Origin of the sequence: Anaerotaenia torta, assembly GCF_050433395.1 — a bacterium.
Lineage (GTDB): Bacteria > Bacillota > Clostridia > Lachnospirales > Lachnospiraceae > Mobilitalea > Mobilitalea torta.
In genome coordinates this window covers 1-23,782 of the sequence record NZ_JBNPXH010000001.1, presented here as the reverse complement: position 1 = coordinate 23,782, position 23,782 = coordinate 1, and the positions used below count along the sequence as shown (strand labels likewise).

The 23,782-nt window shown below is 47.2% G+C and carries 20 protein-coding genes, 7 tRNA genes and 1 rRNA gene; 4 read left to right on the top strand and 24 right to left on the bottom strand.

Annotation, left to right across the window (positions count from 1 at the left end; all coding sequences use genetic code 11):
- Positions 1-122 precede the first annotated feature (122 nt).
- From HNQ56_RS00140 to HNQ56_RS00085, 12 genes are all read right to left on the bottom strand, one after another.
- Positions 123-1,427: a 6-phospho-beta-glucosidase gene (locus HNQ56_RS00140; protein ID WP_429141568.1), complete on the bottom strand. Its 1,305-nt coding sequence runs from the start codon at positions 1,425-1,427 to the stop codon at positions 123-125.
- A gap of 2 nt (positions 1,428-1,429) precedes the next feature.
- Positions 1,430-2,299: an ROK family protein gene (locus tag HNQ56_RS00135; protein WP_429141566.1), complete on the bottom strand. Its 870-nt coding sequence runs from the start codon at positions 2,297-2,299 to the stop codon at positions 1,430-1,432.
- Positions 2,300-2,313: 14 nt separating this feature from the next.
- Positions 2,314-3,462: an exo-beta-N-acetylmuramidase NamZ family protein gene (locus HNQ56_RS00130; protein WP_429141564.1), complete on the bottom strand. Its 1,149-nt coding sequence runs from the start codon at positions 3,460-3,462 to the stop codon at positions 2,314-2,316.
- A gap of 14 nt (positions 3,463-3,476) precedes the next feature.
- Positions 3,477-4,385: a BadF/BadG/BcrA/BcrD ATPase family protein gene (locus HNQ56_RS00125; protein ID WP_429141562.1), complete on the bottom strand. Its 909-nt coding sequence runs from the start codon at positions 4,383-4,385 to the stop codon at positions 3,477-3,479.
- 43 nt (positions 4,386-4,428) lie between these two features.
- Positions 4,429-5,973, bottom strand: a complete 1,545-nt coding sequence (locus HNQ56_RS00120; RefSeq protein WP_429141560.1) for a glycoside hydrolase family 3 protein — start codon at positions 5,971-5,973, stop codon at positions 4,429-4,431.
- 50 nt (positions 5,974-6,023) lie between these two features.
- A complete protein-coding gene (locus tag HNQ56_RS00115; RefSeq protein WP_429141558.1) occupies positions 6,024-6,989 on the bottom strand; it encodes a GNAT family N-acetyltransferase in 966 nt (321 codons plus the stop codon).
- A gap of 16 nt (positions 6,990-7,005) precedes the next feature.
- Positions 7,006-8,196, bottom strand: a complete 1,191-nt coding sequence (locus HNQ56_RS00110) for an anhydro-N-acetylmuramic acid kinase (protein WP_429141557.1) — start codon at positions 8,194-8,196, stop codon at positions 7,006-7,008.
- Between the two features lie 3 nt (positions 8,197-8,199).
- Complete coding sequence (murQ, locus tag HNQ56_RS00105) at positions 8,200-9,093, bottom strand: N-acetylmuramic acid 6-phosphate etherase (RefSeq protein ID WP_429141555.1); 894 nt, start codon at positions 9,091-9,093, stop codon at positions 8,200-8,202.
- 307 nt (positions 9,094-9,400) lie between these two features.
- Positions 9,401-9,838, bottom strand: a complete 438-nt coding sequence (locus HNQ56_RS00100; RefSeq protein ID WP_429141553.1) for a DUF3021 family protein — start codon at positions 9,836-9,838, stop codon at positions 9,401-9,403.
- Positions 9,839-9,849: 11 nt separating this feature from the next.
- A complete protein-coding gene (locus HNQ56_RS00095; protein ID WP_429141551.1) occupies positions 9,850-10,287 on the bottom strand; it encodes a LytTR family DNA-binding domain-containing protein in 438 nt (145 codons plus the stop codon).
- A gap of 19 nt (positions 10,288-10,306) precedes the next feature.
- Positions 10,307-11,218: an ABC transporter permease gene (locus tag HNQ56_RS00090; RefSeq protein WP_429141549.1), complete on the bottom strand. Its 912-nt coding sequence runs from the start codon at positions 11,216-11,218 to the stop codon at positions 10,307-10,309.
- Between the two features lie 14 nt (positions 11,219-11,232).
- Positions 11,233-12,141 carry an ABC transporter ATP-binding protein gene (locus tag HNQ56_RS00085; RefSeq protein ID WP_429141547.1) on the bottom strand — a complete coding sequence of 303 codons (909 nt, stop codon included), beginning with the start codon at positions 12,139-12,141 and terminating at the stop codon, positions 11,233-11,235.
- 559 nt (positions 12,142-12,700) lie between these two features.
- Here HNQ56_RS00085 and HNQ56_RS00080 point away from each other — a divergent pair.
- Positions 12,701-13,378, top strand: a complete 678-nt coding sequence (locus HNQ56_RS00080) for a response regulator transcription factor (RefSeq protein ID WP_429141545.1) — start codon at positions 12,701-12,703, stop codon at positions 13,376-13,378.
- A gap of 4 nt (positions 13,379-13,382) precedes the next feature.
- A complete protein-coding gene (locus tag HNQ56_RS00075) occupies positions 13,383-14,804 on the top strand; it encodes a sensor histidine kinase (protein ID WP_429141544.1) in 1,422 nt (473 codons plus the stop codon).
- A 406-nt stretch (positions 14,805-15,210) separates the two neighbouring features.
- On the opposite strand, the gene tkt is transcribed toward HNQ56_RS00075, so the two are convergent.
- The 3 genes from tkt to HNQ56_RS00060 form a co-directional block, all read right to left on the bottom strand.
- On the bottom strand, positions 15,211-17,193 hold the full coding sequence (gene tkt / locus HNQ56_RS00070) for a transketolase (RefSeq protein ID WP_429141542.1): 1,983 nt from the start codon (positions 17,191-17,193) through the stop codon (positions 15,211-15,213).
- Positions 17,194-17,229: 36 nt separating this feature from the next.
- Positions 17,230-17,883: a fructose-6-phosphate aldolase gene (fsa, locus tag HNQ56_RS00065; protein ID WP_429141540.1), complete on the bottom strand. Its 654-nt coding sequence runs from the start codon at positions 17,881-17,883 to the stop codon at positions 17,230-17,232.
- Between the two features lie 180 nt (positions 17,884-18,063).
- Entirely contained in the window at positions 18,064-20,286 is a 2,223-nt protein-coding gene (locus HNQ56_RS00060) for a putative bifunctional diguanylate cyclase/phosphodiesterase (RefSeq protein ID WP_429141538.1), read from the bottom strand.
- A gap of 316 nt (positions 20,287-20,602) precedes the next feature.
- On the opposite strand from HNQ56_RS00060, the gene HNQ56_RS00055 reads away from it, so the two are divergent.
- On the top strand, positions 20,603-20,752 hold the full coding sequence (locus tag HNQ56_RS00055; RefSeq protein WP_429141536.1) for a hypothetical protein: 150 nt from the start codon (positions 20,603-20,605) through the stop codon (positions 20,750-20,752).
- 173 nt (positions 20,753-20,925) lie between these two features.
- Positions 20,926-21,732, top strand: a complete 807-nt coding sequence (locus HNQ56_RS00050) for an AAA family ATPase (protein ID WP_429141534.1) — start codon at positions 20,926-20,928, stop codon at positions 21,730-21,732.
- Here the strand turns inward: HNQ56_RS00050 and HNQ56_RS00045 are convergent.
- The 9 genes from HNQ56_RS00045 to HNQ56_RS00005 form a co-directional block, all read right to left on the bottom strand.
- On the bottom strand, positions 21,729-22,466 hold the full coding sequence (locus HNQ56_RS00045) for an NAD-dependent protein deacylase (RefSeq protein ID WP_429141532.1): 738 nt from the start codon (positions 22,464-22,466) through the stop codon (positions 21,729-21,731). The two genes, HNQ56_RS00050 and HNQ56_RS00045, sit on opposite strands and share 4 nt — an antisense overlap.
- Positions 22,467-22,615: 149 nt before the next feature.
- A tRNA-Lys gene (locus HNQ56_RS00040) sits at positions 22,616-22,688 on the bottom strand.
- 75 nt (positions 22,689-22,763) lie between these two features.
- A tRNA-Phe gene (locus HNQ56_RS00035) sits at positions 22,764-22,836 on the bottom strand.
- A 77-nt stretch (positions 22,837-22,913) separates the two neighbouring features.
- A tRNA-Met gene (locus HNQ56_RS00030) sits at positions 22,914-22,987 on the bottom strand.
- Positions 22,988-23,028: 41 nt separating this feature from the next.
- A tRNA-Tyr gene (locus HNQ56_RS00025) sits at positions 23,029-23,110 on the bottom strand.
- A 32-nt stretch (positions 23,111-23,142) separates the two neighbouring features.
- A tRNA-Thr gene (locus HNQ56_RS00020) sits at positions 23,143-23,215 on the bottom strand.
- Between the two features lie 69 nt (positions 23,216-23,284).
- Positions 23,285-23,357, bottom strand: a tRNA-Val gene (locus tag HNQ56_RS00015).
- 100 nt (positions 23,358-23,457) lie between these two features.
- A tRNA-Asp gene (locus HNQ56_RS00010) sits at positions 23,458-23,531 on the bottom strand.
- 51 nt (positions 23,532-23,582) lie between these two features.
- Positions 23,583-23,782, bottom strand: a 23S ribosomal RNA gene (locus HNQ56_RS00005); the annotation flags it as partial.

Here is a 23,782-nt window from a genome sequence, read left to right as displayed (position 1 = left end):
GAAATATATTTTCACATTATACTTTTATAAATATGTCTAATATAACCATTTTTCCTTGGTTAATGTAATGTTTTTTCGTCCGGATGAACAACTGCCTTCTTATTTGTCTTACCCTGCTTTCTTCACCGCTGGAATTGGGGCAGATAATCCCTGTGAGCCTCCAGCAATTCGTCCATAACCTGGATTGCATGCCTTTGGGAACCAACCAGCGGGTTGATCATCATGGCCAGCAGAGCCTTGTCATAGTCACCGGTTACCGCCGCTTCACAGGCGGCAATTTCAAAGGATTTAATCTGCTGGAGCAAGCCGTTTACCGCTTTGGGTAATTTTCCTGACGAAATGGGGACCGGACCGTTCTTTGTAATAATACAGCTTATTTCCGAGACCTCATCATACTCCAGATTGGCCAGCGCTCCGCGGTTTACCGTATTTACAACCTGGATATCCCTGGTATCGTTATAGATGGAGCAGATCAGATTGCAGGCAGCATCACTGTAATAGGAACCGCCCCTTTTCTCCAGCTCCTTGGGCTTTTCCTTTAGTTCCGGATTCTTATATAATTCAAATAACTCATCCTCAATCTTCTTAACCTTTTCCGCCCGGGTTCCGTTCTGCTTATAATTCTCAATGGCTTCCTCCAGATATTCCTTCGCCATGTAATAATACCGGTGATAGGAACAGGGAATCACGCCAAGCTCTTTCATAAAGCCGATATACCATTCCGTGCCCTTGATATTGCTGACCGTCTGGCTGCCCCATTGATCCATCACCTCATCCATACGGTTTACACCGTCCGCATATACTCCGGTAACAAATACCATGTGATTCAGTCCTGCAAAGGTCACAAAGACTTCCTCCGTAGGCCTCCCCAGGATTTTAGCAATGGCTTTATGCATATCAATGGGTAAATTACACAGACCGATTACTTTTTTTCTGTTGGAATATCGGTTGATTGCCTCAGTAACCATGCCTGCCGGATTCGTAAAATTAATCAGCCATGCATCCCTGCATAATTCATCCATATCTTTGCAGATATCCAGAAGCACAGGGATTGTCCGAAGCCCCTTAAACAATCCTCCGGCTCCGTTGGTCTCCTGACCCAGCATACCGTGGCTGAGGGGAATTCTCTCATCCTTGATTCTCGCATCCAGCAATCCGACCCGCAGCTGTGTTGTGACAAAATCGGCATCCTTCAGGGCTTCCCTGCGGTCCAGGGTAGTATGAATCTGCATGGGGACTCCTGCCTTCTCCGCCATACGTCTTGCGAGACTGCCTACAATCTCTAATTTATGCTTTCCTTCTTCAATGTCTGCCAGCCATAATTCCCTCACCGGCAGCTTATCATAACGTTTGATAAAGCCCTCCACCAATTCCGGCGTATAGCTGGAGCCGCCGCCGATGGTTGCAATTTTAATTCCTTCCTTCATCCTTAACCCTCCCTTTGCATGAAAAACTGAAGAAGCGCGCCCATTTTACCGGCATGATTGCCCAGGGAGCCGGCTTCTATTTTCGTATATCTTTCCAAAGGATGATAAATATCATATATCCTGGCTCTCAGATCCTTTATGAAGTCTTCCCTGATGCTGACCGCCCCGCCGATGATTATCTTCTCGGGGTCCAGGCATACTGCCGTGTTGCCGATTACAATTGCCAGGTCCTCCAGCCAGTCCTCATATAGTTCCCTGATGATCCGCTGATCCAGATGATCGAAGATATAAACTCCGTCCACCTTTTGGCCCAAAGCCTCCGACACTCTTTTGACAAGCGCAGAGGTTGCGGCTGCCGACCTGTAGTTCCCCCTGCCGTCCCTTGCTTTCCTTCCAATCAGGGTCAGCCCGAACTCTCCCGCCTTAAAGCTTCCGCCCCGGAGCAATTCCCTGTTATGTATAATTGCCCCTCCAATTCCGGTTCCAATGGTAATCATGCAGAAATCCCTGCAGTCCCTGCCGCTTCCAAGATGTAATTCCGCCAGGGCCGCACAGTTACTGTCATTTTCAACTGCCGTGGGGTATCCGGTCCGTTCATAAAGGGTTTTCTTTAAATTGTATTTTGTAAAATTAGCGCCGACACTATAATCCGTATTCAACCCGGTATCGGGATTGATAAAGCCTCCCATGCTGATTGCAATCCCTTCGATGGGCTCCTTGTTTTCCTCAACGATCCTCAGCAGCTGCGTCAGGAATTGCTCCGGGTCCCTTTGTGTGGGAACCGATTGCTGATCCTCTTCGTGAAAATCTTCCCCCATAACACTGTATTTGATAAAGGTGCCGCCGATATCCATGGTCAGATATTTTTTCAAGATAATAATCTCCTTTACTGATACAAATGATATAGTTCCTTGCGGGAGGAAAATCCGGCGGCCTCCTCCGACCACTCCGCATAGACTTCTTCCGCCTTAAAATCATGGGTCCGTATATAGTCGCTTCCTGTATTGTAATCAATCATGGGCTTTCCGGAAGGAGTATAGGCATCGAGATACCTGAACTTCCCGCCCGACATACCTTTGATCTGTTCCAGCAGATGAAGTCCATTTTTAACCGGCCGGAAGGCCTTCCTGTCGGTAACATGCAGCTGAACCCCTCTGCAGAGCTCCTTCTCATGCTTGGAGAAGCATGGGGTAAAGTAGACCGGCCTGTATACCGCTCCCTCCAGCTTCAATCCGTTCATGCGATCTGCCAGCCGGTCCGCATCCAGCCAGGGCGCTCCCACGAATTCAAAGGGCTTTGCCGTTCCCCTTCCCTCCGATATATTGGTGCCTTCAAAGATACAGGTGCCGTTATAAACAAATGCGGTATCCACAGAAGGCATATTGGGTGAGGGCGGTATCCACAACAGCCCGGTATCCTCATAATACATATCCCTTTTCCATCCCTCCATGGGAATCACCTGCAGGTCACAATGGATCTGAAACTCCTCGTTAAAGAACCGGGCGGTTTCGCCCATGGTGAGTCCGTAGCGGTGGGGCATCGGGTGAAGCCCCACAAAAGAGGTATACCCGTCCTTAATCAGATTTCCTTCTACCATTTCCCCTCCCAGCGGATTGGGCCGGTCAAAAACCACAAAGGATTTGCCATACTGAGCACAGCCCTGCATACAGTAGGACATGGTATATAAATAGGTGTACAGCCTCGAACCGACATCCTGAATATCAATGGCTAACAGGTCAATGTCCTCCAGCATTTCACGGGTCGGCCTTTTACTCTTTCCGTACAGCGTGGTAACGGGGAGACCGGATCTTTCATCCGTGTAGTCACTGACCGCCACCCCTGCCTGGATATCCCCCCGCACTCCATGCTCCGGTGAATACAAGCGGACTAAATTCACCTTTTCCCGTAAAATATCTATGGTGCTGTTCAGCTTCCCGTCCAATCCGGTAGGATTCGTAATTAACCCCACTCTTTTTCCCTCAAACAGATTCATCCCTTGCTCTAAATTATCTATTCCCAGCTTTATTCTTTCCACCTTGCTTCCTCCTGTCATATCGAGGCCAGAGCGATACGAACCGCTCCGTAAGCCGCATTATTGAAGGGCTTCTGAACCACTACCTGCGGGTAAGACTGATTCATCTGCTTTGTAAACTCTTCTAATATTTCTTTGTTTTTTAATAAGACGCTGCCTGACACGGCCAGATGGATTTCCCCATCCATCCTTCTGATAATGGGAGCGGCCAGCTCCAGCAGATTAGAGGCACATTTTTTGATAATCCCACCGGCAGCCCGGTCACCGGCTTCCTGTGCTTTTTCTATCAGCACCGATAGCCCTGCGATCTCTTTTTTATTCCGGTCCGGTTGATATACATAGCGGACCAGCTCTTCTATGGTATTGATATTAAGGTGATCAAATACTAACTCCGTCAGGATGGTGGGCTCCAATCTCCCGTCCCGGGCGCGGACAACCGCAGAAAGAATATCTCTTCCAATGGCATAGGCACTTCCCTCATCGTCAATGAGATGGCCGTACCCTCCTGTGCGGTAGGTATTTCCTTCCGGGTCCTTCCCGTAGCAGATGGAGCCGGTTCCGACAATTAATATCATTCCGTAAGGCTGCTCCAGGGCTCCGGCAAAGGCTGTTTCCATATCACCCACGACAACAGCCGGGCATCGGTAGCCGGCCAGCCTCACCTGGGCCAGTATCTGCTCCCGGACAAGGGGATTGCTGATACCGGCGGCCCCGATACAGATGGCCGAGCAGGCCTCCTTTGAAAATCCATTCTCCGTCAGGGTTTGAAAAAGATCCTGCAGGTTGGAATCAATCCGGTCCTTTCTGCCGCTGTTGTAGTTAATCCCTCCGCCCTGTGAGCAAAACAGCAAATTTTTGTTCCGATCTGCCGCCAGCACCTCCGTCTTCGTTCCGCCGCCATCCATGCCGATTACATATCCTGTCATATTCGTATCCTCCTGATGCATTCGTCACCGGTCGCTCCTGAATCTAGCGCAGTCTCACCGGAAGTATACCGGCAGCATCCGCCTGTTTGCTTAATACCTTTATTAATCCGTCAAAAACCACCGTGTTATACTCATAAGCCGCAATCTTATGTATTTTTTTCTCCAGCAGGGCCAGGTCGGTAGGATTGCGCAGGGTCACAGCAACCAGGGTCTGATCCCCGCGGCTGATTTCATTGGCCAGTTCTATCTGCCCGGAATTCAGATGACCGTTGTACAGACCGTAAACAACCTTTGAATAGTTTCTTACCTCTCTCAATATTCTCATTACATCTTCCTTAGAGGGATTTAACGGAACCTCAAGAAAATCCCCGCCCATCTGTCCGGCCATGTATTCGGCAAAGAGAACCCGCTTATCCACCGGAGAGCTTACTATTGTGGACCGGTAGGCATAGCTTCCGATGAACAGGGTATCCTTCGTTATCTCAGGCAGCTCTCCCTCCGATACCTTCGTTATTCCGGCCAGGGCCATCTCCCGAACGGCTCTCTTATGTTCTTCACAGCCGATTCTCTCCAGATTCTCTGCGGCAGAAGCCACCTGGAATTCCTTTTTGTATTTCAGTATGTTTTCCACTGCCGCATTGATGAGTTCCATGGGAAGCTCACCCGAAAGCACCGCCTCCTCAAGTCTGCACATTGATTCCCGGACCACCTCCGGCGTATGGGAAATACAGAGCATCTGGGCTCCGGCTTTCACCGCCTCCACCGCGGCATATGCCGTGCCATAATGATCCTTGATGGCTCCCATTTCCAGGCAGTCTGTTATGATGATGCCTTGAAAGCCTAATTTTTCTCTTAATAGACCGGTTAATATTGTCTTGGACAGAGTAGCCGGAACATTCTGGCTTTCCAGCCTGGGAAACAGGATGTGGGTGGTCATGACACAGGGAGCCCCTTCGTTAATGGCTCTTATAAAGGGAATCAGCTCTTCTTTCATCAGGCTGTCCATATCCTTGTCGATTACCGGAAGCCCCAGGTGGGAATCCACCGCCGTATCCCCATGGCCGGGAAAATGCTTAACGGTTGCCATGACTCCGGCATCCAGCAAGCCCCTTTGCATGTTTAAGCCAAACTCCTCCACCATATGAGGATCGCTGGAATAGGAACGCACCCCGATGACCGGGTTGTTGGGATTGGAGTTGATATCCATAACCGGAGCAAAGTCCACATTGATACCAAAGGCCTTCAGCTCCGTCCCGGTGATCAGCCCTGCCTGGTAGGCATACTCATTCTTTCCCGCAGCGCCGATCAGCATTGCTCCCGGGACATTGCTTGCTTCCTTCGGCAGCCGGGTCACCACGCCGCCCTCCTGGTCAGCCGCTATAAACGCCGGATATCCGGTGCTTTTCTCAATTCGTTGATGTAAATCCATGCAAAGCCTTCTAAGCTGCGGTACGGACTCCTGATTATAGGAAAACAGGATAATATTTGCTATTTTCTCTTTTTTAATCAGTTCCTCCAGCTCAGGAGTGACCTCCGCAGCCGCAAAGCCTGTCATAATCATCTGACCTATTTTTTCTCTAAGCGTCATTTCCTTCATGTTCTTTCCCTCTGTTTCAGAATCACCTGTTATTGGATTGCTTACAGCATTTTTCTCATTACTGCAAATTCCTGTACGGTTTCAAAGCCTGCCTTATGATAGATATTGCCTGCCGGATTATCGATTCCGGTATACAGGGACATATACTCCGCCCCTACCCTTCTCTCCTCTTCGCACAGCTTAAAGAATAATACCGTTCCAAGACTATGGCCTTCATGCTCCTTTACTACTCCTATTCCAGTAAAGTATCCCCGTCCGCTCTTCTGGCGGATCATCGGGCCTGCAAAGCCGACCACCCTGTTATTATGCGCCGCAACCAATACCGGTACGTCCGTACGGGTACATTGTGAAATTTCCTTTTCCCAGAGAGGATTCTCCAGCTTCTGAAGCATCTCCTCCACGCCGTAATGCCTGCTCTGATCAAAAAGCGCCACCTCATAGCCCTCTGCGGCAGCCCTCGCTTCCTTTTCCAGAATCGCCTCCGGTATGGTGAAGCCCTCCAGCTTCAGATACATGGCACATTCCGTTGCTCTTTCCTGGTATCCGGTCTTATGCAGCTCGTGATGCAGTCTGCTGTTTTTGAACACACCCGGAGCGTTGTTATGCTCGTGATGATCGGTTCCCTTTATATACCACGGAAGCATCATGGGATTGAAGAACAGCACCTCCGACTGTATCTTGCCTGCATCCGCGAAGCTCTTCTCCAGGGCATCCAGCAGCGCCTTGTAATTTTCCGCCGTCTCATATGCCTCCTCCAGCAATACACAGGTAAGGTATCCGCTGGTTTTCCCTAAGGGGAGGCCGTCTCCGGTACATCCGCAGGCAAACCCCACCACGCGATTATCCTCATGCATAACAAAGGTATGGTTTTCATTAAAATATGGATTCCCGGCAAATATCTCCCGGAAAGAGGCCGAATCCATTTCTTTATAACCGATCTTTACCGCCGCCGTGTTCCATAAAGCGATAACCCCTTCCTGATCCTGAACTTTAAATGTACTTATCATTATCCCCAACTCCTTTTTATATTGATATTTTTCCCATTACAACCGGCTTTCTTGCCCCCGTTACCGAAGGCACGTTATTGCATCTGCCTGCCAGAGTGCAGTCAGCCAGCAGCGCAAACGCAACCGCCTCCTTCGCGTCGCTGCTAAAGCCCAGGTCCTCCTGGACAGAGACCTCTGTTCCGAAGGTCTCCATTCTCTTATGTATCATGGATACTAATGTTTTATTATAGCTTCCTCCTCCGCCAATCACCAACTGGTCCGCCGGATGATGGGGCAGGATGTATCTCCGGTAAGAATCCGCTATGGACCATGCGGTAAAATCCGTCGCCGTTGCAATAACATCCTCCATGGCAATATCCCATTGCATCGCTTTTTGATAAATCTCCGAGATATAGCTGCTCCCGAACATTTCCCTTCCCGTTGACTTAGGCGGTTTTTCCTGAAAATAGCTGTGGCCGCATAATTCCTCTAAGAGCCTCCGGTTCACCTTGCCCCGCGCGGCAATCCTTCCGCCCTCGTCCATATGGCTTTGATTCCTTGTATAGATAGACACCAGGCCGTCAATCACCATATTTCCCGGTCCCGTATCAAAGGCAGAAACCTGGTCAATGGAGCAGTCCTTCGGAAGAACCGTAATATTTCCTATGCCGCCGAGGTTTTGTAACAGAACCGTTTTTTCCTTCTTCCGGTAAAGCAGAAACTCGGTGAATGGCACCAGGGGCGCCCCCTGACCTCCGGCGGCAATATCCGCTGTTCTAAAATCAGATACACAGGGAATTCCGGTCCGGTTGGCGATAACCGCTCCTTCTCCGATCTGGACGGTATAGCGAACGGCATATCCATCCTCCTCCCTGACCTGCGGATGATGGTATATGGTCTGTCCGTGAGATCCGATCAGATCAATATCACAGATTCTGAGCCCCGCCTTTGTTACTACGGAATAGACCGCATCCGCATACAGCTCCCCCAGAAGCGCATTGAGATAGCCAACCTTATCCACCGTTGCTTTCTGTGTATCAAAAAGCTCAAATATCTTTTGCTTTACCTGCCGGGGAAAGGGCTTGTTTTCAAATGCGCAGAGGCGGATATTCCCGTCATATACATCACCGCTTATTTCCACCAGCGCCGCGTCAATCCCGTCCACAGAGGTGCCTGACATGAGTCCTATCACTCTTCTTACCGCTTTTTTACCGATTTCTTCAAACATAGGCTATCCCTTTACTTTACTTAAGGCCTGCTTCAGGTAACCGTTATTATCCTGCAATATTCTCGCCGCCTCCTCGGACGGACAGCCGGATAAAATCATCATGATTGCCAGCTTCGAATTGTAGTTCGATTTCTCCAGAACTTCCTTTGCGGCAGCATCCTCCACTCCCGTAACTGCCTTGACAATTCTGGTGGCCCGGTCAACTAATTTGATATTGGATGCGTTGAGATCCACCATCATATTACCATATACCTTACCAAGCTTTATCATCGTGGCGGTCGTCAGCATATTTAAAACCATCTTTTGTGCCGTGCCTGCCTTCATTCTGGTGGAACCCACCACAACCTCGGGACCTGTTACCGGCGCTATGCATACATCACAGAATGACTCCAGCTTCGTATTTTTATTATTCACAACACCAATCGTAATCGCACCCATTTCCTTCGCCTGCTTTAAAGCTCCGATTACATAAGCAGCACCTCCGCTGGCTGTAATTCCTACGGCAATATCCCCTTTTACAATCCCGCATTCCAGCGCCTTATTTCTCCCATCTTCTTCGATATCCTCGCTGCCTTCCACCGCGGTTCTGAGCGCGATATCGCCGCCGGCAATATATGCCTGGATTAAAGACGGATCGGTTCCATAGGTAGGAGGGCATTCCGAGGCATCCAAAACACCCAGCCGGCCCGAGGTCCCCGCGCCAAAATAAATCATCTTCCCCCCGCTGCTTAAAGCTGCGGTGATCCGATCAACGGCCCTGGCAATTTGTGAAATCTCTTCCTTCACAGCTACCGCCACTCTGCTGTCTTCTTTATTGATCAATTCTAAAATCTGTGTTGTGGAGAGCTCGTCGATCTCTTTCGTTCCCTGATTTACCTGCTCTGTTACTAAATTCATCAAATACTCATTCATACGATTCCAAATTCCCATCCTTATTTTCGGTGTTACACTGTTGTCATTAGTTGCTTTTTATTAAAACCCTTGTGTTTATGTCTGTATTCTATACAATCTGACGAAGGATGTCAACAGTTTTTTAAAAGTTTATTTCATTTAAACTTATTTTTTTGCAATATAATTTCATCCAATGTATGCATCTTTTGTCAAAAATAACAAAAAGTGTATTTCGAATACCATCCCGGTTCCCCCCTGAGGTATTTGAAATACACTTTTTTATTTTCTTTCCGTTAAGCTATTCTTTTCTATACTAATCTCGTCCATTTTCTTCGGGATAAACCCTTCGGAGCTTCTGGTTCATATCTTCTGCCACCTTCTTCTCCCTGTTGAAGGTCGCGGCAGTGATACTAATATAAACACCTGCAATTAAGAGTATCATGGTTATGACCTGGGATATCCGCCTGTAATTCACCCATTCCCACAGGAAAGCACAGCCCAACACCACAGCATTGATATACATATAGTTTATAATAAGGCGCAGCTTCATCTGTTTTTTACTCAGCTCCTTCCTGGAGTAAAAAATCAGCCCTCCGCTGGCAGCAATGGCGGAAGAGATAATCACCTGCCAGATTATCTCGACCGTAAAATACAGCTTTGGCAGAAATATGGTCATAAAGACAGCGGTACACAGAACGCTTCCTGACAAAACATAGAAAAAGGTGTGAATTATGCTCTTTAATGTCTTCATCTCTGCTCCTCCTACATTCCCAGTTTCTTCTTCAGCTCCGGCACATATTGCCTGGATATCACCACTGTCTCACCGTTGAAAAGCAGGGCTTCAAAGCGCCCGGAATAGGCCGGGCTTATGCTCTTGATCTTGGCTGCATTCAGAATGGCGGACTTGGAGGCCCGGAAAAACCCCATATTCCGAAACTCCTCCTCTATCTCGTATAATTTCATCTTCGTTTCATACACATTCTGCTTACAGTAGAGAAACACCTTATTATCCACTCCTTCAAAATAGTATATATTGGCCGGGTCGATCATGGTGATGGCTCCATCCTTCATTCCCGCCAGCTTCTTCTGCCCCTGGCGCAGCTCTCCCACCAGCTTCTGGATCGACTCATTCCATTCCCTGCATCGGATAATAATCTGATCCTCCTCGCCCGGACCGCATTCCTCAATAATAATCCTCATAGAAATCCCCATCATCCTTTTATCTGCTCATGACATTTCTCTTTCTCTGCAATATCCCTGCAATGCTTATAAAAATTATACCACTAATCAGGAGAAATGCCATCTGAAATGTTGCGGACAGAACCTCGCCTCCTAAGACAACCGTAATCCCCATATACTCCTTATACCCGGTAATCAGCTCCTCCGGGCAGCCTGCAAAGGTCTTATCTAAAATCGCCCCGGTAAAAACCCTTCTCATGATGGAGCAGCCGTGAAGCAGGGGAAGGCATTTCAGAATCGTCTGCACCTTCTCCGGGAGCATCCCCATGGGGAGATAGATCCCCGCCAGAAAGCCCACCAGGGTTCCGGTGATGGTGCTCAGCCCTCCGAAGGCGCTTTGGCTGTGAACAAAATTAGCAATCAAAAAAACCATGCTTGCCGAGGTAAATACATTGAGCAGGATATGGAGAAAGGCTTCCCCCAGGGCTGCTGCCGGAAGGAGGCTTCCTCCGCTGAGAACGATATACGCCTCTCCCAGGGCTAAGGTGAGGGTACACATAATAACCCCCATGATAATGGCTGCAAGTACATAACTGAGGACGAATACCCCTCTGTTTACCGGCGTCACATAGAAGCTGGAAAGCTTTTTATGCGCCTCATCCTCAACCATAATCCCCACCAGGGACAGGGTTATGGTAATGGAATTAACCATCACAATTCCCGCCAGGGTTGATAGAACCACCAGCTGCTCTGCATTGACCCGATCTGCGTCAATATTGCGTTCTCCCCCGTATCTCTGCAATAAATCCACTACATTGTCCGCATTCATCTTTCCCAGAAATACCACCATGAGACCTATAATGATCAGCATGGACAGCAGGGAGTAGAATATATTGGAACGGTCCCTGGAATAAACCAGGATATTACGCTTTATCAATCGGAATATCAACATGCTCTCCCGCCTCCTTATAAGCTTCTGCCTGTTAAATTTAAAAACACATCATCCATGGTTCCCTGAACCAATTCAAAGGACTTCACGCTGTCCTTCACCCGGTTAAGGAGCTCCAGCCCCGACATGGAATCCGGTATGGTAACCCGGATATAATTGCTTCCCTGCAGGAAGGAATGCCCTTCCTCCCTCAGCCGCTCCAGAAGCTCGCTCTCATCCCCGGGCACCAGCTTCAGGATATCCTGGGCGTACTGCCGCTTCAGCTCGGAGGGGGTTCCGTCCGCGATCAGCTTCCCGGCTTCCATAATGGAGATATAATTTGCCTTTGCCGCCTCCTCCATGTAGTGGGTAGTAAGAAATACCGTCATGTCCTCTTCCCTTCTCAGCCGCTCAATGCACTCCCATACATTCTGCCTGGTCTGGGGGTCCAGCCCGGTGGTGGGCTCATCCAGGAATAATATCTCCGGGCCGTTCATCAGAGCCTTGGCGATTTCACAGCGCCTTCTCTGCCCGCCGGACAGCTTCCGGTACTGGCGGTTTTGCAGCTCTCCGATATTCAGAACCTCGCAGACATAATCCAGGCTCCTGCGGATTACCTCCCTCCGGGGATCGTATAAGGATGCCCGGGTCATAAGATTTTCCTTAACGGTGAGCCGGTCATCCAGGGTATTATCCTGAAACACCACGCCGATTTTGCTGCGGATCTTCCGGTCCTCCCTCCCAAGTCGGCAGCCGCAGAGAAACACCTCCCCTTCCTCCGGACTTAACAGGGTGCACAGCATATTAATGGTCGTGGATTTTCCTGCGCCGTTCACTCCCAGAAAACCATACAGCTCGCCCCTTTTTACCCGGAAGCTGATATCGTCCACCGCTCTCATCTCTTTAAAATACTTCTTCAGGTGCTTTACCTGAATAATATCCTCCATATTTACATCCCCTTCCCTTGATCTCTTTCCTTTTATAGCCTTCCTCCTGCACGGATCAGCTGTATGCCGTTATTATCTGATATATTACCGGACAATGCAATACCTGCACCGGTAAGATGCAATATCCGGCGGTGAAATACCAATACTCCGCTTAAGGGGAAGCCATGATGGCCGGGCTTTTTTTGAATACATTTTTAGGGATGAACTTTCCGCATTCCATATTTACAACATGCACATTACGTAGTATATTTAGAAAAAGAACAACTGCCCACAAGGTGGTTGACCGTTAAATGGATAGAAAAACCACCCTCTCAACTGCCAAGTATCAGGGTGGTTTTTTTATATATGTGTTTACATACTAAATGAGAGCACCATGTCCCATCGAGCACTTTCTTATTTGCAGTATATTCTTTTGCTTCTAATGGAATTTTAATATAGACGTATTGAAAAAAACAACCATAACCGATACAATAATAGAAGATATTATCTGTGCAGGATTTTTCACACGGAGAGGCACTGGGAAGGCCCTCGCCGCATTGAGGGGTAGATGGAGGTTGGAATGGCGAAGATATTAGTGGTTGAGGATGAGATTAAGATAGGAAGATTTCTGGAGCTGGAGCTGAAGCATGAGGGCTATGAGGTGGTGCTGGCAGCAGACGGACGGAGCGGCCTGGAGAAGGCGCTGAAGGAAAATGTGGATCTGGTGATCCTGGATATTATGCTGCCGGGCCTCAATGGGATTGAGGTATGCCGCAGAATCCGGCTGGAGTCTCAGGTGCCCATTATTATGCTTACTGCGAAGGATGATGTGACGGACAAGGTTGCCGGACTGGATACGGGTGCGGATGATTATATGACGAAGCCCTTTGCCATTGAAGAGCTGCTGGCCAGAATCCGTGTGGCGCTGAACCGGAAGAGGCAGTCCCAGGAATCGAAGGAAGACCTTCTGAAGATCGGAAAGGTGACACTGAATCTCTTGAGCCATAGCGCATATTATGATCAGGAGGAGCTGGTATTGACGAAGAAGGAATATGAGCTTCTGGAATATCTGATGCGCAATAAGAATATTGCCTTAACCAGAGAACAGCTGCTGAATAATGTATGGGATTATGAATACTTTGGTGATACCAATGTGGTGGATGTATATATCCGTTATCTCAGACAGAAGATTGATGAGAAATACGGAATTCATCTGATTTCCACGGTTCGCGGCGTGGGCTATATTATTAAGGGTTGACACTATGAGCAGAACTTTTTTGGAAGCGTTACGGACTTTTTTGCAAAGGACGATTCTTCCTTTGCGCAGAAAACGGGAGGAGTGGCTGAGTAATTTTCGTTTATCCATTACCTTTCGTATCTCATTGGCATATTTAAAATTATTATTAACGCATGGCATCTTACTTTTCGTGGGTTTCTTTCTTGTTTTTATCTCCGCGGAAAAGAGCGGCTTTGAAGAGAACGCCAAGGAGATTATCAAGCTTGTGGAAACCGGAGGAGAGGAGGCATTGACGAATCCCTACCGGGAGGAGGGGCTCACCATGAGGGTGGAGACCTCCGGGAGAGTGCTGTATGACGATATCGCCCATGAAGAGAGGGACAGTATGGAATTCCTGTTTGACGTTCATATTAACCTGAACAGCTTAGAGGATGCTGTGATCGTGAAGGAAGACAAGAGCTTTTCTGTCAACGGCAGGAATTATACAGCCAACTTCCAGTATAATCTCTCCAAGAGCTATGAGCGGTATGCCTCCATGACCTGGAAGCTGGTGCTCCTGTACCTTATCGTTACGGCCATGATTATCCGTAAGGGAAGGGGAAGTGACATCAAGCTTCTGGAGCCCATCCGGGAGATGTCTGCTATAGCCAACCGCCTGACCGTCAACAATCTCCACAGCGAGCGGCTGAATGTGGAGGGGACGAAGAACGAGCTGAAGGACTTGGCCAATGTAATTAACGCCATGCTGGATCGGATTGAAACCTCCTACGAGAGCCAGAAGCAATTTGTATCCGATGCCTCCCATGAGCTTCGGACCCCCATCGCTGTAATTCAGGGATATATTAATATGCTTAACCGCTGGGGAAGCTCCAATGAGGAGGTTCTGCAGGAATCCATAGAGGCAATTCAGAACGAGGCCAGATCCATGCAGGATCTGGTGGAAAAGCTCCTGTACCTGTCCCGGCATGATAAGAAGACATTAAAATTAATCAAAAAGCGGTTTAACATACGTCCTCTCATTGAGGACATGGTCAAGGAGACCAGGCTGGTTGCTGGCAACCGGATTATCAGCAATCCGGTTATGGAGGATGTTGTCGTATACGGCGATAAGCAGGCCTTGAAGCAGGCCCTTCGTATTTTTATAGACAATGCGGTGAAATATACAAAGGAAGAAGGAGAGATTACGATTCTCTGCCAGAAGGTCAACGGGGACTGTGTTATTACTGTGTCAGACACCGGAATTGGAATGACCCGAAAGGATATTGATCATATCTTCAACCGATTTTACCGTTCCGACCATGTGAGGAATCAGAATATCAGCGGCCACGGTCTGGGGCTTTCCCTAGCGAAGATTATTATTTTGGCCCATACGGGCAAGATTAAGGTGCGCTCCCAATTTAAGAAGGGTTCCAGCTTCATTATAACCATTCCAAAGAGAAGATTTTAAAAAGGCTAAACTCTCAATCGGCCCTCCTATTGGATGGCATCAGATGAAATCCTGGCTTAAAGCTTATCCAATCTTATCTAGCTACCTTTACTCTTAGGATTATTGTTTTTATGTAATAATACAAAAAATATAGCTGCGTTTTTCTCCCACGATATTTTTTCCTTTTTCACTTTTTGCCTTCTACATTCAATACCATATATCAGTTTTTTGTTTTTGTAAACAATTATGTAAACAAAATCTCCCCTTTTACAAAGTAGAATATCAATTACAATACTGTCTGTAATGTAATGGAAGTGAAACAGAAAGATATACCTATAAAAATCAAAACTCCCCCTGCTATACATGTTCTGTTTTTAACAGAATTCATGCATGACAGGGGGACTATTATTAAAAGAATGCCTCTTAATTACAATACGCTTTTTACAGCCTTCACAACATTTTCTGCTGTAAAGCCGAATTTCTTAAACAGGGTTCCTGCCGGAGCAGAAGCACCGAAGCCCTTCATGGTCACTGTGGTTCCGTCCAGGCCCACATACTTGCCCCAGCCGAAATCGATCGCAGCTTCCACTGCCACTCTGGCCCTGACCTTTGACGGAAGAACGCTCTGCTTGTACTCGTCCGACTGTGCCTCATATACCTCCATGGAAGGAATACTTACCACTCTTACATCGATGCCTTCCTTCGCAAGCTCTTCCTGAGCCTTGATTCCCAATTCGACCTCGGAACCGCTTGCCATAATAATGGCATCCGGAACCTCCTTCTTGGAATTGGATACAATATAGCCGCCCTTTAACGCGTCCTTGGAGGAGCCGGCCAGCTGAGGAAGATTCTGGCGTGTCAGCACCAATGCCGTGGGGGTATTGCAGGAGGTTACCGCATAATACCAGGCAGCGATACACTCCGTCGCATCCGCCGGACGGTATACCGTGAAGTTGGGCATGGCACGAAGCATGGCCAGCTGCTCGATGGGCTCATGGGTCGGGCCATCCTCGCCGACGCCGATGCTGTCATGGGTAAACACATAGGTCAAAGGAAGTCCCATTAAGGCAGAAAGTCTTGCCATAGGCTTCACATAATCACTGAATACAAAGAAGGTGGACACATAGGCTCTTAACCCGCCGTGAAGAGCCAGGCCGTTGCCGATGGCTGCCATCGCCAGCTCACGCACACCAAAGTGAAGGTTGCGGCCCGCGTAATTCTTCTTCGAAAAGTCTCCCATATCATTCAGATAAGTCTTCGTAGAGGGAGCAAGATCCGCGGCACCGCCGATGAGATTGGGAAGATGGTTCTTCAGGCGGTTCAGCACCTGACCGGACAGATTTCTTGTTGCCTCCGGCTTATCTGCAAATGTCCAGAATTCCTCATTATCAATAAGGCCCTTTGCCAGCTGTGTATCATGATACTGATCCCATAATGCCTTCTGCTCCGGAAACGCCTTGCAATAATCAGCAAATAACTGATCCCAGGCTTCCTCCGCCTTCCCGCCTTCCGCGGCAAGGGCTTTATAATTCTCATAAACCTCCTCAGGAACAAAGAACGCTTCCTGGCTCGGCCATTCTAATTTCTCCTTTAATGCCGTAACATTATCTGCGCCAAGAGGTTCGCCATGGGCGCTGGCCATGCCTTCTCTGGGACTGCCATGACCGATCTTCGTCTTCACGGTAATCATGGAAGGCCTGGATAAGTCTTCCTTGGCGGCCTTAATTGCAGCACCGATCTCCGCCAGATTATTGCCGTCCTCAACCACCAGGGTCTGGAAGCCGTACGCTTCAAAACGCTTCTTCACATCCTCAGTAAAAGCGATATCCGTGCTTCCTTCGATGGAAATCTGATTGCTGTCATACAGAACAATTAATTTGCCCAGTCCGAGGGTTCCTGCCAGAGACATTGCCTCGGAGGTAATTCCCTCCATCATGCAGCCGTCGCCGCCCAGGACATAGGTATAGTGATCCACCACCGGATAGCCTTCCTTATTGAATACCGCCGCCAGATGAGCCTCGCCCATTGCCATGCCCACTGCCATAGCCATTCCGGCACCAAGGGGGCCTGTGGTCGCTTCAACGCCAACCGTATGACCGTACTCCGGATGTCCGGGAGTCAGGGAGCCATCCTGACGGAACTGTGCCAGATCTTCTTTTGTCAGGCCGTAGCCGAATAAATGCAATAAAGAGTATAACAGCATGGAGCCATGACCGCCGGACAGGATGAAACGGTCCCTGTTCGCCCATTGCGGGTTGGACGGATTATGCTTCATGTGCTTCGCCCATAATTCATAGGCCATGGCCGCCGCTCCCAGCGGTAAGCCCGGATGTCCCGAATTTGCCTTCTGTACACCGTCAGCAGATAGGATTCTGATGGCGTTGACTGACCTTGTATCAATGTTGCTCATTGTAGATCCTCCTTATAATCAATCTATAGATAGAGCCTATTCCCCGAAAACCGCCCTGTAATCCTGCTTGAACTTCTCAATTCCGGCATCCGTCAGGGGATGCTTTGCGCACTGGGCGATTACGCTATAGGGAACCGTGGCAATATCCGCACCGGCCAGAGCACATTCTGTAATATGCACTGTGCTGCGGATGCTGGCGGCAATAATCTCTGTCTTGATATCATAGATTTCAAATATTTCGGAAATAGTTCTGACTAAGTCGACGCCCGGTGTTGAGATGTCGTCCAGACGGCCTACGAAGGGAGATACATAGGTAGCGCCTGCTCTGGCTGCCAGTAATGCCTGATTTGCCGAGAAGATCAGAGTTACATTGGTCTTAATTCCTTCGGAAGCAAGAACCTTGGTTGCCTTTAATCCTTCCAGAGTCATAGGAATTTTAACTACCATGTTCCGATGAATCTTGGCAATCTCTCTTCCTTCCTTAATCATATCCTCCGCCTTTTCCGTGGTTGCTTTCACTTCGCCGCTGATGGGGCCGTCAACAATGCTTGTAATTTCCTTAATTACCTCCGCAAAGTCTCTTCCTTCCTTTGCAATTAAGGACGGATTGGTTGTTACTCCGCAGATGACACCCAGGTCATTCGCTTTTCTGATTTCTTCTACATTCGCCGTATCGAGAAACAGTTTCATAAAATATACCTCCCAAAAGATGTAACAGCGTCCGCCGATCCTGATCCGGAAGCACCGGAAGGAGAATCGGCCCCGCTTGTCCAAAGTGTGCATAATAAGCTTACTATACAATAATTCTATTTTCAATGCAATTGGCAATATATACACACATTATTTGAAAAAAACCAAATTTCTATCCACTTAGTCAATCTCTGAAATACGGAAATACCTGACCTCAAACTGCTCTGCGGGCATGGGCTTTGCAAAATAATAACCCTGTATAATATCACACCCTACCTTGCATAAAAACTCAACCTGTTCCCTGGTTTCAATACACTCCGCAACTACCTTCATATGCAGATCCTTCGCCATGGTAATGGTGTTGCGTATGACACAAAGCCCCCGCTCCACCTCCTCGGTAATGCGGAACAATTCGCCGTCCAGCTTCACCGTATCCAGAGGCAGATCCTTCAACGAGTTCAGTGAGGAATAGCCTGCGCCAAAATCATCCATGGACACCAAAAAGCCGTATTCCTTCAAACGGATCACCGTATTGATCAACATCTGCTTATTCTGCAAAAAGGCGCTCTCCGTCAACTCCAATTCAATCAGGTTGCGGGGAATTCCATAGCTGTCCACAATCTCCGCTATAATCTCTGCCAGATGGGCATTGGCAAAATGCAGCCTGGATATATTCACAGATACCGGAACCGGATCATATCCCTTATCCAGCCAATCCGCCAGCAGTTCACACACCTTCTTCAGCATATAATAATCCAGTTCAATAATAAATCCGTTCTTTTCAAAAAGCGGGATAAAATTGCTGGGAGAAATGGGCACACCGCCCTCGCTATGCCAGCGTACCAGCGCTTCGGCACCATAGATCGTCTCTTCCCTGGCCAGATATTTGGGCTGAAGATATACATGGAATTCTTCATTTTTCAGAGCATCGTTCATGGATTTCTCAATTTCCTCTTCCGACAGCAGCCTCTCCCTGTCCGCATCGTCAAAGAAGGAAATCATGCTCTCCGAGCTTCCCTTGATATTGTTCTTTGCAATCTGTGCAAATTCACCCATCCGGTCAATGGAATCCTTGCGCTCCGTAACCTGGTATATGCCGTAGAAAACTCTCACCATCTCAGTGTAGCGGAGCCGGTGAATACGGTCATTTAATTCCATAATTCTTAATTTCAGTTCCTCTTTATCGGAAAAAGCCATAAGAATATAAAACTGGTCCGCCGCATACCGGGTAAAGGGCTCTCTGGGCCGAATCCATTTTTTAATCACATTGTAGATATCCTTTAATACCTCATCACCCTTATGATAGCCGTAAGCGTCATTGATAATCTTAAAGCGGTTAATATCAAAATTAACCAGGGCATAATTATTCTTATTGAATTGCTTGCTGTTCAGCACCTTGCTCATCTTGATCCGGAATTTATACCAATTGTCCCCGCCGGTCACCGGATCCAGATACAAGGCCCGCACCACCTTCCGGTCGGAGCTCTTCTGATTGATGATCATTACCAGGAACATGAACAGGGTGGCGGCAATCAGCAGCCATATCATATTAGTCAGCTGCAAAAGCTCCCTGGCAAAGCCCTTCATGGTAAATCTTCCTCCCGCCAGTACAGACCAGCCATTGGTGCCAAGAGGAGTCTGTGTCCAGATCAAAACCGTGGGACGATAGATTTTTCTTTCCTGATAAAGTGACTGCAGATTGTCATCCAGCGTGTCTCGGACAATTTCTTCAAAGGTCCTGTTTTCAGACATCATGGCGTCGTAATTAAAGTTCTGAATATCAGATCCCTTCACATATCCAACCAGGTTCTTCTCCTGATCGACCAGGTAAATGGCATGTCCCTCCTCCATCTGGGAGGCAAAGGCTTCCTTGCTTAACTCCGCGCTCTTTTGGATGCCGATCAATCCTACACTGATACCGTCCCTGACAACCGGGACTGTGTACAGCAGCACCGGAATCTGATCCTTTGTATAGCCGGAAGAGATCTGCATCTCTTTCTCTCCCTGCATGGCGCCCACAAAATACGCCTCTTCCGACAGGTCGATTGCCTCTCCCCGGGAGTTCCAGCCCTTACCATCAGAACCGGCTACCACGATGTCCATATATTCCAGATCCGCACCAATCAGAGGTAATAATCTTTCCAGGGTGTTTTCATTCGGATCCTGCCCGTTGGCAAGATAACATGCGGATATATGCAGGATCTTAGCGGTATGCTCCATTTCCTTCTGAATAAGCGCCGCCGTATTCTCAGCCATATGAAAATATGATTCGGACTGCAGCTTATAGCTGTATCCCATCATCTGTGATATATGAAACAGGCCTATGGTAAAGGATACCACCATGCCGAAAATAGCAAATATAATAAGAGGGATCGTCCTGTCCTTAGGCAAAGCAAACCTCATGATAGTTCTCCTCGCAGGTATATTATAGTCATTATAATCTTTTGTAATTATGTCTTTATTTGTGAAAATAGTTTTTATAAAATTGCTTTTTGTGAAGTCATTTCTATAAAACATTGTTTTTTACAAAGAAACCTACAAAGTCTATAATACACTATTTTATATAAGGTTGTCAAAATTAATATCGCTTTTAGGTCAAGAAATTTGTATGTTATTTGAATTAATTTATACCCATTTCAAAATAAGATTGAAAAGAGAGTTCATGTATAATATGATAATTATTAAGGATTTGAATTACTTTGAACAGGGGGAACAAAGGATGGCGATATATTATCTCGTAAGGCATGGTCAGCCCGATTACAGCCCATGTGATGAACGGGGATATATAGGACATGGGATGGTAATGAGAACTATAACCTATGCGGAGCATTTAAGCCTGGTGAAATTATTGAATGCGACTATACGATAGGACAGCCCGATTGTATCTATTCCTTTTATTAATATTAGCTGATCTAAAAATATTATAACCTGTGTTATCCATATATAAGATATGGCTTATATATTAGAGTACGATTGGAGAATAAAATGATTTACTTAAAGAGCTTTACTTTTCCTAATGCTGATACAGAGTTTAACTTTTTTATGAGTATACAAAGAACTTGCTACGATTCATTTTATCCGTTCCGGATTTTATCAAAGAATGACCTGGACAGGCTGGACTTTGATACTGTGACCATATTATATGGAGGGAATGGTTCGGGAAAATCTACCGCCCTCAATGTCATTGCAGAAAAGGCCGGGCTTCGGCGGGATTCGGTTTATAATAAATCTAATTTTTTTCCGGATTACGTAAAGATGTGCGGTATGAACATGGAAGAAGAGATTACGGGTAACAGCCGAATTATTACAAGCGATGATGTATTTGACTATATGCTGAATATCCGTAACCTGAACGAAGGGATTGACCTGAAGCGGGAAGAGTTGTTTGATGAATATCTGGATGTAAAATATTCACACTTTCAGTTAAAATCAATGGCTGATTATGAGCAACTGAAAAGAATGAATAATTCCAGACGGAAAACCCAGTCCCGCTTTGTGCGGGGAGAATTGATGGACAATGTCCGTGAATACTCCAATGGCGAGAGCGCCTTTCTTTACTTCACGGAAAAGATCCAGGAAAACGGGCTTTATTTATTGGACGAGCCGGAAAACAGTCTTTCACCAAAACGTCAAATGGAATTACTAAGCTTTCTTGAAGAATCGGCCCGTTTTTTTGGGTGCCAATTTATTATTTCAACCCATTCACCGTTCCTGCTCTCTATGAGGGGAGCCAGAATATATAATCTGGATAAAAATCCGGCCCGGATCGAACGGTGGACCGATTTAGAGAACGTACGCGCTTATTATGATTTTATTAAAATACATGAAAAAGAGTTTAAATCGCTTTAGAAGCTGCGGTCTGAAAGAAGTTGAGAAAACACCTCTCCAAGAGAGGTACTAATTAAAAGATCGGCACGGCTGTCATAGGGTGTAACCGTTTTGTTGACCAGAACCAGTTTATTTCCGTGATAATAGTTAATTAAACCTGCCGCCGGATATACGCTGAGGGAGGTTCCTCCAATTATTAAAAGATCCGCATAGGCCATCAGTCTGACCGCAGTCTCCCAGACCTCTTCCTTCAGCGGCTCCTCATAAAGAACCACCTCAGGCTTGATCACGCCGCCGCAGTCGCAGTGTGGTATTCCTTCCGTCCGCAGGATATCATCCATATCATAAAACCTATTACAATCCATGCAGTGATTGCGGTGAACGGATCCGTGCAGCTCCATGACCTTACTGCTTCCTGCCTTCTGGTGCAGACCGTCAATATTCTGCGTGATTATCCCTGCCAGCTTTCCCTCTTTCTCTAATTCAGCAAGCTTAATATGGGTTATATTCGGCTTAACATCCTGATAAAGCATCTTATCCCGGTAGAATTCATAAAACTCTGCGGTATGCTTTAAAAAGAAACGATGACTTAATATAGTCTCCGGAGAATATGCATATTTCATATGATACAGCCCATCCACACTCCTAAAGTCCGGGATACCGCTCTCCGTGGAAACTCCGGCTCCGCCAAAAAACACAATTCGGCTGCTTTCCTGCACCCAGGTCTTCATTACCTGTATCTTATCCTGAAGCATAAGCCACGACCCGTCCTTCCATCCGTTTTCATAAATGGTATCTGCTTCTATTTTATTATTTTTTTTCTTTCACTGTCAATAAAAATAGATTGAAAATAAAGAATCAAAAAAGAGTAAAAAAAAATGACTGTCAACAGTCACCTTTTATATGAGACATCCGGGATTCGAACCCGGGACACCATGATTAAAAGTCATGTGCTCTACCGGCTGAGCTAATATCCCATGCGGATAATAATTATCCTTTACTTTCGCTTAACACCAGCAAGCCGCAAGTGCTTGTCCCATGTTATAACAAAATGCCCAGAGCCGGAATTGAACCAGCGACACGAGGATTTTCAGTCCTCTGCTCTACCAACTGAGCTATCTGGGCAAGGTCAGTTTCGTGCACTCGAAAGATACTACTTTTTCTTTCCGGTTACGAAAATTATTCAATTGTGGTAAAAAGAATTGCGGGGATAGGATTTGAACCTATGACCTTCGGGTTATGAGCCCGACGAGCTTCCAGACTGCTCCACCCCGCGGCACCTATTAAATTAAATTAAATAAATATGGCTTACGCCAATGGATGGAGAAGGATTCGAACCTTCGAAAGCGTCGCTAACAGATTTACAGTCTGCCCCCTTTGGCCACTCGGGAACCCATCCAAAATGATAAATACAACATTATTCTGTTGTAAAGCCGATGATCGGACTCGAACCGATAACCTGCTGATTACAAGTCAGCTGCTCTGCCAATTGAGCCACATCGGCATTAAAAACTACCAGTAGAGCATCGAATCCAATCTAATTGCTCTGTTCCATACCAGATTTAGTATGAAGTGGGACCTATAGGGCTCGAACCTATGACCCTCTGCTTGTAAGGCAGATGCTCTCCCAGCTGAGCTAAGATCCCATGGGATTATTATATGCCGGATCAGCAATTTCATCCTGACAATAATTATATAATACTCGGTATTTATTTCATCGTCAAGCTTTCTTTTCAAAAACTTGAACGACCCAGAAGGGACTCGAACCCTCGACCTCCGCCGTGACAGGGCGGCGCTCTAACCAACTGAGCCACTGGGCCTTAATTGAAACCACACACGAAAATGATACATCCTTTTGAACAAACCCTTTTCAGGTCAAGCCCTCGACCGATTAGTAACAGTCAGCTCCATACGTTACCGCACTTCCACCTCTGTCCTATCTACCTCGTCTTCTTCAAGGGGTCTTACTAGCTTACGCTATGGGATATCTTATCTTGAGGGGGGCTTCACGCTTAGATGCCTTCAGCGTTTATCCCTTCCAAACTTGGCTACTCGGCCGTGCCATTGGTAT

Bases quoted from the DNA above. Each gene is read 5' to 3' on its own strand.
- HNQ56_RS00075 (WP_429141544.1), top strand. From the start codon at position 13,383: ATGAGCAGAACTTTTTTGGAAGCGTTACGGACTTTTTTGCAAAGGACG.
- HNQ56_RS00125 (WP_429141562.1), bottom strand. From the start codon at position 4,385: ATGACAGGATATGTAATCGGCATGGATGGCGGCGGAACGAAGACGGAG.
- murQ (WP_429141555.1), bottom strand. From the start codon at position 9,093: ATGAATTTAGTAACAGAGCAGGTAAATCAGGGAACGAAAGAGATCGAC.
- HNQ56_RS00045 (WP_429141532.1), bottom strand. From the start codon at position 22,466: ATGCTTCAGGATAAGATACAGGTAATGAAGACCTGGGTGCAGGAAAGC.
- HNQ56_RS00115 (WP_429141558.1), bottom strand. From the start codon at position 6,989: ATGATAAGTACATTTAAAGTTCAGGATCAGGAAGGGGTTATCGCTTTA.
- fsa (WP_429141540.1), bottom strand. From the start codon at position 17,883: ATGAAACTGTTTCTCGATACGGCGAATGTAGAAGAAATCAGAAAAGCG.
- tkt (WP_429141542.1), bottom strand. From the start codon at position 17,193: ATGAGCAACATTGATACAAGGTCAGTCAACGCCATCAGAATCCTATCT.
- HNQ56_RS00140 (WP_429141568.1), bottom strand. From the start codon at position 1,427: ATGAAGGAAGGAATTAAAATTGCAACCATCGGCGGCGGCTCCAGCTAT.
- HNQ56_RS00080 (WP_429141545.1), top strand. From the start codon at position 12,701: ATGGCGAAGATATTAGTGGTTGAGGATGAGATTAAGATAGGAAGATTT.
- HNQ56_RS00050 (WP_429141534.1), top strand. From the start codon at position 20,926: ATGAGTATACAAAGAACTTGCTACGATTCATTTTATCCGTTCCGGATT.
- HNQ56_RS00085 (WP_429141547.1), bottom strand. From the start codon at position 12,141: ATGGAGGATATTATTCAGGTAAAGCACCTGAAGAAGTATTTTAAAGAG.
- HNQ56_RS00120 (WP_429141560.1), bottom strand. From the start codon at position 5,973: ATGACGCTTAGAGAAAAAATAGGTCAGATGATTATGACAGGCTTTGCG.
- HNQ56_RS00060 (WP_429141538.1), bottom strand. From the start codon at position 20,286: ATGAGGTTTGCTTTGCCTAAGGACAGGACGATCCCTCTTATTATATTT.
- HNQ56_RS00110 (WP_429141557.1), bottom strand. From the start codon at position 8,196: ATGTTTGAAGAAATCGGTAAAAAAGCGGTAAGAAGAGTGATAGGACTC.
- HNQ56_RS00100 (WP_429141553.1), bottom strand. From the start codon at position 9,838: ATGAAGACATTAAAGAGCATAATTCACACCTTTTTCTATGTTTTGTCA.
- HNQ56_RS00095 (WP_429141551.1), bottom strand. From the start codon at position 10,287: ATGAGGATTATTATTGAGGAATGCGGTCCGGGCGAGGAGGATCAGATT.
- HNQ56_RS00090 (WP_429141549.1), bottom strand. From the start codon at position 11,218: ATGTTGATATTCCGATTGATAAAGCGTAATATCCTGGTTTATTCCAGG.
- HNQ56_RS00055 (WP_429141536.1), top strand. From the start codon at position 20,603: ATGGCGATATATTATCTCGTAAGGCATGGTCAGCCCGATTACAGCCCA.